Below are 12,929 nucleotides of genomic sequence, written 5' to 3'. Positions count from 1 at the left end.
GATCATATATATTTGACATAACAAAATTCGGTTGAAAACATTGTTTAGCGAATTTACACAAAATCAAGGGCTTGACTACAATGAATAATAACACAGCCTAAATCTTAAAAAGCTATTCCTTTTTTCCAAGACCATGCATGATAAATTGGATGGTCCGTTCAATTTCAAGCTCATCATCCCAGTCCAAATGAGGAAATAGGATATAACGGGAGAACAAGAAGCCAAGAATATTGGTGATTGTTAACCGCGCTATACTTTCTGGAGGCATATCAATGAGCTGCCCTTTTTCTTGATAGCCTATGATAACTTTTTCAACCCGGACGAATATATTTTCTACAACGAGATGAAAAAATTGTTCACGCAATTCCGGTTGAAAAGGAATTTCTTGAAACATGATTTTCACGACTGGGAGCATTCGGATTAGAAGATCTCTTCTATTTTCAATGGTTGCTCTCAGAAATTCCTCGACTGTTTCAAATTCCCGTTCAAGCACTTTATTAAAGTCCTTTACCACTAAAGGGGCAATGAATTTTGTCATCAAGGGGGCAACAATGGAAACCAACAATTCCTTTTTGGTTTTATAATGCCGAAAGATGGTTCCTTCGGCTACACCCGCCTTTTTGGCAATCTCACTCGTCGAGGAAGCAGCATATCCTTTTTCAGAAAAGGTTTCAATAGCGGCGACAATGATTTTCTTTTGCTTATCCGTTAATTTATCTTCATCAAATAACTGCTGGAGCATTAATTCTTCTTCAGTCATTGTTAACTCCTTTATTAATACCAAAATCAAAAATTATATCTTCCTATATTTCTTCAATGCTACTACATTTAAAACAAGGAAGACAAGGGCGAAGCCCAATAGCACCAAAAGTTCGTCCGTGATTGCACGTAATCCTAACCCTTTATACATGACGTCCACTAAGGCACTGCCGCCATAATACATCGGCATACATTTAGCAAGAACCTGCATCCAGCCTGCCATAGACTCAAAAGGGAAGATACCTGCAAAAAAGACCTGTGGAATGATCGCAATCGGAATAAATTGCATCATCTGAAACTCTGAGTTCGCGAATGCAGATAGAAGTATACCGAGTGACAACGCCACTAAAGCTAGAGTTAAATTAATGATCACTACATTCCAGAACGAACCTACAAGTGTAATATCTAATACTTTTACAGCAAAAGTAACAACAATAATCGTTTGCACCACCGCGAATAACCCGTATCCAAATAAATAGCCAAAAACAATATCTCTTCTAAGAATAGGTGTTGCTAATAATCGTTCAAGTGTCCCCGTGGTCCGTTCCCTCAGTAAAGCGATCCCTGAAATTAAGAACACGAAGAAAAAGACAAAGAATCCGACTAGGATCGGGCTTAACTGATCAAAAAAGATTGTATCTTTATTTCCATATATATAAGATGTAGTGATTTCAGGGGCTTTTACCTGCTCCATCTTAACTGGAACTCCTGGAAGCTGACTCTTAATACTTTCCATAAAGTCGGCTAAATTTGCGCTTTGTTCTTTAGTCTTTTCAGCTGAAATGGCTTGTTGAACTTTGACTTGTAATGCTTTTGCTGCAGTAGGCTGGTCATTTGTAAGTGTCAATGAAATTTCTTCTCCAGCAATTTCAAGGATTCCATCTAAGTCTTTATCTAATAAGAGGTCTTCTGTATTTTCTTCTACCAGCAGGACTGTGATGTCCGTATCTTTTAATCTCTCGACTAGCTTGGCATCGGTATTGATCACACCAAGTCTGGGATTGACAGTATTTCCGGCAAGGAGATAATCAAGGAGGGTAAGAACCAATAATGGCGCCACCATCATTAAGGCCAATGCCCGTTTATCGCGTAACATTTGGTGGAATATCCTTTTAATCAAAGCTATTATACTCATAGCTGTTTACCCGCAGCCTGCAAAAATACCTCTTCTAAACTTGTAATCCCATACTGTTCTTTCAATTCTGCAGGAGAACCGCTTGTGATGATTTCACCATCTCGTACCATAGCCAGCCGGTCACATTTCTCTGCTTCATCCATTACATGGGTAGTCACCAAAATGGTTTTTCCCTCGTTTTTTAAGCGATATAACTCAGCCCAAATCGACAGTCTTAACTCGGGGTCTATTCCAACCGTCGGCTCATCCAAAATAAGGATTTCTGGGTCCTGTATCAAGGCAACTGCCAGAGATAACCGTCGCTTCATACCTCCAGAATAGTTTTCGACCTTCTTTTTCAAATCAGCTCTAAGATTCACTAAATCAGATGCATAAGCAATCCGTTCTTTTTGGGCATCCTTTTTAAGTTTAAAAAGGGAGGCAAAGAATGCAAGATTTTCCTCACCTGTTAAATCGGAGTATAAGGCATCCGCTTGGGCCATATAGCCGATTCTCTGTAAAAGCTTCAAATTAGGAACAGCAGTATTCAATACTTGGACATCACCTTGGCTCGGCGAATCCATGCCCACGATAATCTTTACCAAGGTGGTTTTGCCTGAACCTGAAGGACCGATTAATCCAAAAATTTCTCCTGGTTCCACCGTTAAGTTAATCTGATGGAGGACCAACTTTTTTCCAAAGCTTTTGCTCACTTCATTTATAACTACCGTTGATGCCATTCTTAATCAACCCTCTCTAAAATGAGTGATTACTCACTCCAATTATATCAAATCATCTAATCTGGTCAATAGAAATCACAAAGTACATTTCTAAAAGTTTTTCGTCAATATGTTATACTATCTTCACATAGTATTCGGGGGTGATAAGATGGCACGGGAACGTAAATTCAATACAGTGGATTTATTTCATGAAGCAAAACGGCTGCTTCTAGAGCATGGATATGACGGTTTCACCTTCAGCCTGTTAGCGGATCGAATGGAAGTATCTAGAGCAGCATTATATAAATACTACGAAAATAAAGAAGAACTAATTACTGATTTTATGATTTACGAAATGGAACAATTTCTTCATGAACTAAAAGAAATAGAAAAACTCAGCGGGTTTGAAAAGCAATTCGACTTTCTAATGGATTTTATTTTTACAAAAACAGAAATACATCATCTAATTAAAGCAGCATTGCATGTAATAGCAAAATTAGAACAATCAAACATAAACAAAGAAAAGCTGGTAAAGCTTCCATTAGAAATGTACAGGTATTTAAATAGTTTTATCCTTAATGGCAAGGAAGAGGGGAAACTGAAATCCCATATTCCGGATAGTCTTTTTATAGGATTTATCCTTCAGAGTGTTGCCATTCCCAATCATTTTGGAATTCCCCATCAAGAATGGCTAAAATCAATAAAAGAAATCATTCGTCAGGGAATGTTCAATAACTGATAATTGACACAAGTGTCACTTTGAAAGATAATGAAGTTGTCATTGTGTCAATTATTTTTTATTTAAAGTTACATTGGTGTCACTATACTACGATGAAGGAGCTCAAAAGTATGAATTCATTCTTACAATCGGTAACCGATCGTGTTACCTCAAAAAGGGGAATGTGGATAACACTTGGAATCTGGCTTTTAGTAACCATACTGCTTTCAGTCCTTGCCCCAAGTGCGAAGGAATACGAGGTATCGAGTATTGACAGTATTCCAGCAGATGCAAAATCTATTATCGCCCAAAATAAAGTAGACACCTATTTTAAAAATAATGAAGGAATTCCAGCGATATTAGTTTTTCAATCGGACGACAATAAAGTGGAGTTAGCCGATTTGAACCCGCTATTTGAAAATATTGACCAAGTAGAAGGAATAAAGGAGTATGTTCCGTTAACTGGTATGCCGCCTCAGGCGACTGCAAATTTCTTCTCAAAAGATCAAAGTACGTTGATTCTTCCGATAACGTTCGAATCTTCTTTAGAGTCAAAGGAAATAAGGACGGCGCTTGAGCAAATTGAAGAAATTGTTAAGGATAATACAGAATTAACATTATATTCAACCGGTCCTGCAGGCATTGCGGTGGATTCCCTCAATCTCTTTTCCCGTGCTGATTTAGTTTTGTTATTTTCAACTGTAGGATTAATCTTAATCTTATTGATTGTGATTTACCGTTCTCCATTATTAGCTTTGATACCGCTGTTTGCAGCAGCATTTGTTTACCAGGTAGTGAATCAGATACTAGGGTTGATGGGGAAGGCAGGATTACTGATTAGTAATCAAACCTTTTCAATTATGACAATTCTATTGTTTGCTGCGGTCATAGATTATTCACTATTCGTCTTCTCACGGTACCGTGAGGAATTGAAAAAATTCGATAGTAAATTTGATGCGATGAAACAGGCAATGAGAGAAACAGGGACGCCGGTTTTCTTCTCAGGAGGAACCGTTTTAGCGGCAATGCTCGTTCTGTTCTTCGCGGAGTTCGGAGATTATCGTAATTTTGCACCTGTTTTTGCGGCAGCCATGCTTGTTATTATGCTTGCTTCGATTACCCTCGTACCGGCCTTGTTTACTTTGTTCGGAAGAAAATCCTTCTGGCCAAGAATTCCAAGAGTGGGTGAGGAAAGTGTTAAATCCAGTTCAATATGGAGCAGGATTGGCAAATTTGTCGTGAAAAAACCAGTACTATCCGCTTCCGTTATCGGTATCATCCTTCTAGCTTCTGCCCTTAACATGTTTAATTTAAAGTATGAATTCGATACGATGAAGTCTTTTCCAAAGGATATGCCTTCAAGACAGGGCTATGAAATATTAGAAGAAAAGTTTGAAAAAGGTGATCTAGCTGCAACCACTGTATTGTTTGAAGCGAAAGAAGAGATAGAACTCGAACAGCAAGGTGCATTGCTTGAAACTCTTGCAGATCAAGAGCTAGTCAGTAACGTCCGGCCGAATGGTATTACAGCAGATCAACATGTAGTCCAATATAGTCTCACGTTTAAGGAAAGTCCATATGCGGTAGAAACCATGGATGCGTTGGAAAAGATGAGAGACAATGCTGATAAGCTGTTAGCAGAAAGTAATCTTGAAGGGGAACTTCATTTTGCAGGAGAAACAGCTAAGAAAGTGGATGATCGTGCAACAAACGATAGGGATCTAATCGTGATTGTATTACTAGAATCATTGTTAATCTTCGCCATGCTAATTGTGTTAACCAAATCATTTAAAATGCCAATCTATATGATGGGAACGATATTAATTTCATTCTTAGCTGCCGTTGGTTTAGGAATGTTCTTAAGCAGTTTGTTTTTTGATATCGACACCATCAGTAATCGTGTTCCGCTATACTCGTTTGTCTTTTTAGTGGCACTTGGTATTGATTACAATATCATTTTAATTTCAAGATTTATGGAGGAAAGAAAAAAGCATTCCGTTAAAAAGGCAGTTGAAATGGCTGTATCCACCACTGGCGGTGTTATTTCTTCAGCAGGGATTATACTCGCAGCTACCTTTGCTGTATTGATGACCCAGCCTATCCAATTATTGTTCGTATTTGGTTTTATCGTTGCAGTTGGTATTTTATTAGATACGTTCTTAATTCGAGGAATCTTATTACCAGCGTTAATTATTTTCTTTGAAAAGGATAAACCAGCGGCAGCGAAGGATGTTCAATAAAGGTGTAGTACCAAGGATTCCTATCCTTGGTGCTTTTTTTTAGGGTAAAACTCCCATCTAAAATAAACAATTACATATAGAAATAGTGAATATTCTGGTTTATGATAGAGTGAAAAGTATGCTTTTTTTGGGTGGGAGTTCATTGTTTTTATTAGATTATATTGTAAATCTCTCAATTTTTTCACTATTGGTTAGTACACCTCTAGTTGTCCGCTCATTTTTTAATTATAGGCCCATTAAACATGCTCGTCTTTGGATAGGTGTCTATGGAGGAATTGTTTCAGTCATTCTCATCATGCTATCAATTAATGAGCAGGGCTATTCCTATGATATACGATATGCACCAGTTATTCTGATTTTTGCCTTCATGGGGCCGATTGCCGGAATTATTACCGGATCATTTGGGCTAATTGCAAGATTGTTCTCAAGCGGTCACTGGGACACGGCTATTATCGGCTGGGCTGCTTTAATGATTGGGTTTTCCATCATCTATTATAATGTTAAAAGATTTACACCATTAATGAAATCTATCATTTTATCTAGTGCTTATATCCTCATTTATGTTATTACAGTACCATTAATTTTCAATGTATTTAGAGATAAACCATTTTTTCATTTCCAATATATTCTGTTTGTGATATTAGGAGTTATTTTAGGCTTCTTATTGATAGAATCGTATGTTAAGCTGCATAGACTTAACAATAGATTGTCCGACATGTATAGGTTGGTAGAAGCGAGTGAATCCAAATACAGGCTAATCGCAGAAAATACATCAGACCTTATTATGGTGATGGATAAAGAACATTCCCTTACATACTTTTCTCCTTCGCATGAAGTTGTTTTAGGATATAACTGCTGTGAACTGGAAGATGTAAAATTATGCAGGTTTATCCATCCTGATGATGTTGAATTTTTTAAAGGTACGTTAGACAGGATGTTTGAATGCAAAGAATCGAAATTAATTGAATTTCGTCTCCACCACAATAATGGACATTGGATTGAATTTGAGTCTCGATGTGTGCCAGTAAAGGGCGATTATGATGATATTGAGCATATTGTTATCATCAGCCGAGATATTTCTGAGCGTAAAAAGGCAGAAGAAATTCTCTTGCAATCTGAGAAACTATCGATTGTCGGTGAGTTAGCTGCCGGAGTAGCGCATGAAATTCGTAATCCCCTTACCACCATTAAGGGATTTATTCAGCTTAATAAATGGGAAAATGGTGCCAGTGAAATAAATGACTTGCTCTTAAGTGAACTTGGACGTATTGAAACGATAACAAGTGAAATGCTTACCCTTGGAAAACCACAGGCTGTTCAGCTGCATCGGACGAATTTAAGAGAACTTGTAGAGAATACCCTTGAACTTCTTTCACCGCAAGCACATTTGGAAAATATTCAGTTCAAACTGTGTGTCGAGGAGTCTCCATTTTTTATTACTGGAGAGAAAAATCAGTTAAAGCAGGTAATCCTTAATGTTCTAAAGAATGCAATAGAGGCAATGCCTGAAGGAGGAAACATTCACATTCATCTCCAAAAAGGCGAAGGGGGTGTATGTGTCCTTACGGTTCAGGATGAAGGCTGTGGGATACCGGAAGAACTTCTGCCCCGTTTAGGTGAACCTTTTTATAGTTTAAAAGAAAAAGGAACCGGACTTGGTTTAATGATTTGTAATAAAATTATTAAACAGCATCATGGAAGTATTACGTATCAAAGTAAAGCAAAACAAGGTACCTTGGTAGAAATAAAATTACCTTTAGTAAGTTAAAAATAGAGGGCACTTTCCTGCATGGAAAGTACCCTCTATTTTTATACGCTTGGCACGAATCTTGCAAATTTGAAAGGTGTGAGCAATAAACTCACCTATTTTTCAGGAGGTGCTGTTACGTGAATAAAATTATTTCCTTGGATGAAGTTACTTCGTTTTTTAAAGATGGCATGAGTATTATGGCAGGTGGCTTTATGGGGGTTGGTACACCAGAGGATCTTGTATCCGCCTTGCTTGAAGCAGACGCGAAAGATATTACATTGATTGCAAATGACACCGCTTTCATAGACAGCGGTGTGGGACCTTTAATTGTAAACCATAGAGTTAAGAAGGTTATTGCTTCACATATCGGGACCAACCCGGAAACGGGCAGGCAAATGATTGCCGGTGAAATGGAAGTGGAATTAGTTCCCCAAGGAACACTTGCTGAACGCGTTCGTGCAGGAGGAGCTGGCCTGGGTGGGATTTTAACTCCAACAGGTGTGGGAACCGTTGTCGAGGAAGGCAAAGAAAAGCTGACTGTTGATGGACGTGAATATCTCCTAGAAAAACCTCTTCGGGCTGAAGTGGCCCTTCTTAAAGCATATAAAGCCGACAAATCGGGAAATTTGGTTTATCATCGCTCAGCTCGCAACTTTAATCCATTCATGGCATTGGCGGCTGATCATGTAATTGTACAAGTAGAAAAGTTGGTTGAAGTTGGCGAAATTGATCCCGATGAGGTAATGACTCCAGGAATCCTCATAGATAAAATTTATGTCCAGGGAGGAAGTAAATAATGCTGCAAACATTAGTGAATCCAAAACAAATTATCGCTGCTCGAGTGGCAAAGGAACTGAAAGACGGAGATGTAGTAAACCTTGGAATCGGCTTACCAACGATGGTGCCGAATTACCTCCCAGACAGCGTAAATGTCATTCTTCAATCTGAAAATGGTTATGTCGGACTTGGTCCTCTAGACGGAGATATTGATCCAGATTTGGTCAATGCAGGCGGACAGCCTTCAGGAATTCTTCCAGGCGGTGCATTTTTTGACAGCGTATTCTCATTTGAATTAATCCGCGGAGGACATGTAGATGTAACCGTCCTTGGAGGGCTTGAAGCAGACGTGAAGGGAAACCTTGCGAACTGGATGGTTCCCGGAAAAATGGTTCCTGGAATGGGTGGTGCGATGGATTTGGTGACAGGTGCAAAGAAAGTCATTGTCGCTATGGAGCATACAGCGAAGAATGGCTCCTCTAAAATCCTAGAGGAATGCAGATTACCGCTGACAGGAAAAGGTGTCATAGATTTGATTGTAACAGAACTAGCTGTCTTTCGTGTGACGGAAGAAGGACTTGTTTTAGAGGAACTACAAGAGGGAGTAAACCTTGAAACAGTAAAGGAAAAAACAGAGGCTTCGTTTATAATTGGACCGAGCGTATCAGTAGACTTAGTTTCCTAAGTCTATTAAGTGTTAGGATGTTAATGGTGGAACAGTAGATTCCGAAAATGCGGAAAAATTCCGGAATGGCGGAACTAACAAGCATCGATATTCCGTATTTCCGGAAAAACCATCCAGGAATGTTTCCTAATTATATAAAAGTAATCTAATAGCTAGCGATGTTTAATTACTATAATAATATAGAATATTACTATTATTTAGAAAAATCACGTACATTTGGCATAGAACTTGCATTAATTTTAATGTAGGCATTGAATGGAAACGCTTACTAAGGGGTATTTTGTTTGAAGCTTGCAAAATAAAAATATAGGGGGATTGAAATGGATTTAATAGTTATTCTTCTGGCGCTCGGACTGCTTATGTTCGCCGCCTACCGTGGTTTTTCAGTAATATTATTTGCACCATTATGTGCCATTTTAGCTGTTTTATTTATTGATCCAAGTCAGGTTTTACCATTCTTCTCTGGGGTATTTATGGAGAAAATGGTTGGATTCATTAAGTCCTACTTCCCAGTCTTCTTACTAGGAGCAATCTTCGGGAAGGTCGTTGAAATGTCAGGGATTGCGGAATCTATTGCGAAGACGATCGTACGTATATTAGGTGCAAAACGTGCCATGTTAACGATTGTTTTACTAGGGGCAATCTTAACCTATAGCGGCGTTAGCTTATTCGTAGCCGTATTTGCTATCTATCCGTTTGCTGCTCAAATGTTTAGAGAAGCAAATATTCCTAAACGACTTATTCCGGGTACAATTGCACTTGGTGCTTTCACATTCACGATGGATGCCTTACCAGGAACGCCGCAAATTCAAAACGTTATTCCAATTGCTTTCTTTAAAACAGACATTTATGCAGCACCAATCCTTGGGATCATAGGCGCCATTTTTGTCTTAACGATTGGCTTATTATACCTGGAAATGAGAAGGAAAAAGGCAGAAAGCGCTGGAGAAGGCTATTATGGCTTCGGTGCTGAGAATGCTGCTGCCTTAGCTAAAGACTTAATTGAAGAAAAAGAAGAACCAACACCTAATTTGACTTCAAATCAATCGGTTTTAAGACAAATTTTAGCGTTTGTTCCGCTTATTCTTGTTGGTGTTACCAATAAACTTTTCATTACGTTTATCCCAAATTGGTACCCAAATGGATTTGATTTTAAAGCGATCGGTTTACCATACACAATCGACGTAACAGCGAATCAAGCAATCTGGGCAATTGAAATGGCATTAGTTGTCGGTATTATTACTTCTCTATTATATGATTGGAAACGAGTATCTAATAAATTTAAAGAAGGTATCAACCAAAGTATTAGCGGTTCGTTACTAGCAACGATGAATACTGGTGCGGAATATGGATTTGGCGGTGTTATTGCTGCACTTCCCGGTTTTGCAAAAATTAGTGATGGCATTTCTACTACTTTTACAAATCCGCTAGTAAATGGTGCGGTTACAACTAGTACTCTTGCAGGTGTTACTGGTTCGGCCTCTGGTGGTATGGGAATTGCGTTGGGAGCTATGGCTGATCAATACAATAAGGCGATTGCAGCAGCAAATATTCCGCCAGAAGTTATGCACCGAGTCGTTGCGATGGCATCAGGCGGTATGGATACACTTCCACACAATGGTGCAGTTATTACCCTTTTAGCGGTAACAGGCTTGACGCATAAGCAATCTTATCGTGACATTTTTGCGATTACGATCATTAAAACAATCGCTGTATTCTTCATTATTGCTGTCTATACTTTCCTCGGTCTTGTATAAAATCAAGGAACCTTACATAGATTTGTAATTAGATATTTTAGGAGGGGTCGGTATGTTAATAGGAAAAGTAGCGTTTATTACTGGATCTGCAAGTGGAATAGGGTTAGAAATCGCTAAGACTTTTGCACAAGAGGGAGCAAAAGTGGTCATTTCTGATTTAAATAAAGAAAAGAGTGACATGGTTGCAGAAGAACTGCAAGGACAAGGGTATGAAGCTTTTTCCGCACCTTGTGATGTAACGGATGAGGAAGCATTCAAGAATGCTTTAGGTTCTGCACATAGCAGGTTTGGAAGAATCGATATTTTAGTAAATAATGCTGGACTTCAATATGTTTCTCCCATCGAGGAATTCCCTACTGAAAAATTTGAGTTCTTAGTAAAAGTGATGCTGACAGCTCCGTTTATTGGGATTAAACATGTATTCCCGATCATGAAAGAACAGGGCTTTGGAAGAGTCATCAATATGGCTTCGATTAACGGTGTTATTGGTTTTGCCGGAAAGGCTGCCTATAATAGCGCGAAGCACGGAGTGATTGGTTTAACAAAGGTTGCTGCTTTAGAGGGAGCACAGCATGGAATCACGGTTAATGCACTATGCCCAGGTTATGTGGATACACCTTTAGTTAGAAACCAGCTTAAAGACTTGGCCAGCACAAGAAATGTTAGTCTTGAACGTGTAATCGATGATGTTCTCCTTACGCTTGTACCTCAAAAAAGGCTGTTAGCCGTATCCGAAATTGCTGATTATGCTGCTTTCTTGGCTAGTGATAAAGCACGAGGAGTTACCGGTCAAGCCGTTATTTTAGATGGCGGTTATACAGTCCAATAACCAAAAGAAATCCTGCTCGGTATTCCCGAACAGGATTCTTTTAATGGAAAACTCTTGTTATAATTAACTTAAACAAATCAGTAGGGTGAATAGATATGAAACTAGGTACCGAAAAAATCCCATATCTTTGGATTGAAGAAATTATTAATCTTGCAGGTGAACGTATTGTTGTGGTTGATCGAGAGGGCGTTATTCTTTATATCAATGCAGCTTATTGTGAATTTCTAGGCACCACGGTTGAAAAAGCTATAGGAAAGCATGTTCAAGATGTAATTGAGAACTCAAGGATGCATATCGTCGCCAAAACCGGACAAAAAGAGCTGGCCGCCCTTCAGCCTATCAACGGCAGTGATATGATTGCAAACCGTTATCCTCTAATTATTGACGGTGAATTAGTAGGTGCTGTTGGAACGGTTATGTTTCGTAATCCCGAAGATTGGTTAGTATACAAGAATAAAATTCAGCATCTCGTTGAAGAAGTAAACTATTATAAAACAAAAGCTGAAAAAAAGGTTAAAAGCAAATATTACTTTAGGCACTTAATAGGCAATAGTCCTTCTTTTACTGCTGTCAAAAAATTAGCAGAAAGAGTTTCTAACAGCCAATCTGCTGTCTTACTACTAGGAGAATCAGGTACGGGTAAGGAATTGTTTGCTTCTGCCATTCACAATAACAGCACGCGTGTATCTTTTCCTTATGTTCCAATAAACTGTGCCTCCATTCCAGAACATTTACTTGAATCTGAATTATTTGGATATGATGAGGGTGCCTTTACCGGTGCCAAAAAGGGCGGAAAGAAAGGGCAATTTCAGATTGCTAATCTTGGAACTATTTTTCTTGATGAAATCGGTGATATGCCGCTTGCCATGCAAAGTAAGCTTTTAAGAGTATTACAGGAGCGGGAGATCTTTCCTGTCGGCGGTCAAAAGTCAATACCTGTAGATGTTCGCATCATTGCCGCTACACATCGAAATTTAGAGAAAATGGTAGAGGAAGGAACATTCCGTCAAGATTTATATTACCGGTTAAATGTGATCAAAATTGAAATTCCCCCACTAAGAGAGCGTAAAGGCGATATCGCGTTACTATCCATTAATCTACTAGAAAAGCTAGAAAGAAAATTCTATCGGAAAGGAATCAAGCTTTCTAATAAAGTAGTAGAGAGACTCAATCAGCATAAGTGGCAAGGGAATATTCGAGAACTCGAGAATGTTCTAGAAAGGTCTATCAATGTGTTAGACGGGGACACAATAGAAATTGCGCACCTGCCATTATATTTACGAGATTATGAAGAAGTAAGTGTTCCTAAAATATCAAACGTGAACGAATCAGTAAACGTTGCAGACATGCCTGTTCAGTCATTAAAAGAAACACTTGCACAAGTGGAAAAGCAGGCAATTTTAAATGCTCTTTTCATATCAAATGGTAATAAACTAGAAGCGGCAAGGTTACTTGAAGTAGGGAAAACTAAATTCTATGAAAAATGTAAAATTTATTCTATTCATTAAAGAGAAGGGTATCTTCCTATTGGGAAGATACCCTTCTTTGTGGAATTATGGGTTTTTCCTGATTTAGGCAGGA

11 protein-coding genes are annotated in these 12,929 nt (G+C 38.6%); 8 read left to right on the top strand and 3 right to left on the bottom strand.

The annotated features are described in order from the left end of the window. Positions 1 to 112 precede the first annotated feature (112 nt). The 3 genes from ACY3XC_RS24660 to ACY3XC_RS24650 are packed head-to-tail and all read right to left on the bottom strand — an operon-like array spanning position 113 to position 2,613. The gene (locus ACY3XC_RS24660; RefSeq protein WP_464870943.1) at positions 113 to 760 is read right to left on the bottom strand and encodes a TetR/AcrR family transcriptional regulator; all 648 of its coding nucleotides are present in this window, start codon (positions 758 to 760) and stop codon (positions 113 to 115) included. Positions 761 to 793: 33 nt separating this feature from the next. Further along, entirely contained in the window at positions 794 to 1,894 is a 1,101-nt protein-coding gene (locus ACY3XC_RS24655; RefSeq protein WP_464870942.1) for an ABC transporter permease, read from the bottom strand. Continuing rightward, the gene (locus ACY3XC_RS24650) at positions 1,891 to 2,613 is read right to left on the bottom strand and encodes an ABC transporter ATP-binding protein (protein ID WP_464870941.1); all 723 of its coding nucleotides are present in this window, start codon (positions 2,611 to 2,613) and stop codon (positions 1,891 to 1,893) included. The genes ACY3XC_RS24655 and ACY3XC_RS24650 overlap by 4 nt, the downstream gene beginning before the upstream one ends. Before the next feature lie 148 nt (positions 2,614 to 2,761). On the opposite strand from ACY3XC_RS24650, the gene ACY3XC_RS24645 reads away from it, so the two are divergent. The 8 genes from ACY3XC_RS24645 (at position 2,762) to ACY3XC_RS24610 (ending at position 12,856) form a co-directional block, all read left to right on the top strand. Further along, entirely contained in the window at positions 2,762 to 3,331 is a 570-nt protein-coding gene (locus tag ACY3XC_RS24645; protein WP_464870940.1) for a TetR/AcrR family transcriptional regulator, read from the top strand. Positions 3,332 to 3,441: 110 nt separating this feature from the next. After that, positions 3,442 to 5,550 carry an MMPL family transporter gene (locus tag ACY3XC_RS24640; RefSeq protein ID WP_464870939.1) on the top strand — a complete coding sequence of 703 codons (2,109 nt, stop codon included), beginning with the start codon at positions 3,442 to 3,444 and terminating at the stop codon, positions 5,548 to 5,550. Positions 5,551 to 5,692: 142 nt separating this feature from the next. Next, positions 5,693 to 7,318: an ATP-binding protein gene (locus ACY3XC_RS24635; protein ID WP_464870938.1), complete on the top strand. Its 1,626-nt coding sequence runs from the start codon at positions 5,693 to 5,695 to the stop codon at positions 7,316 to 7,318. A gap of 119 nt (positions 7,319 to 7,437) precedes the next feature. Continuing rightward, positions 7,438 to 8,097, top strand: a complete 660-nt coding sequence (gene atoD / locus ACY3XC_RS24630) for an acetate CoA-transferase subunit alpha (RefSeq protein ID WP_464870937.1) — start codon at positions 7,438 to 7,440, stop codon at positions 8,095 to 8,097. Beyond that, entirely contained in the window at positions 8,097 to 8,762 is a 666-nt protein-coding gene (locus ACY3XC_RS24625; protein WP_464870936.1) for a 3-oxoacid CoA-transferase subunit B, read from the top strand. The genes atoD and ACY3XC_RS24625 overlap by 1 nt, the downstream gene beginning before the upstream one ends. Before the next feature lie 320 nt (positions 8,763 to 9,082). Then, positions 9,083 to 10,519 (top strand): GntP family permease, encoded by a 1,437-nt coding sequence (locus ACY3XC_RS24620; RefSeq protein WP_464870935.1) that lies wholly within the window; start codon positions 9,083 to 9,085, stop codon positions 10,517 to 10,519. A 52-nt stretch (positions 10,520 to 10,571) separates the two neighbouring features. Next, entirely contained in the window at positions 10,572 to 11,348 is a 777-nt protein-coding gene (locus ACY3XC_RS24615) for a 3-hydroxybutyrate dehydrogenase (protein WP_464870934.1), read from the top strand. A 95-nt stretch (positions 11,349 to 11,443) separates the two neighbouring features. Then, a complete protein-coding gene (locus ACY3XC_RS24610; protein ID WP_464870933.1) occupies positions 11,444 to 12,856 on the top strand; it encodes a sigma-54 interaction domain-containing protein in 1,413 nt (470 codons plus the stop codon). Positions 12,857 to 12,929 lie beyond the last annotated feature (73 nt).

It is taken from the genome of Bacillus sp. CZDM1 (assembly GCF_055502545.1).
Note: the sequence above shows the minus strand (reverse complement) of the source record. Positions and strands in the feature narration are given on the sequence as shown.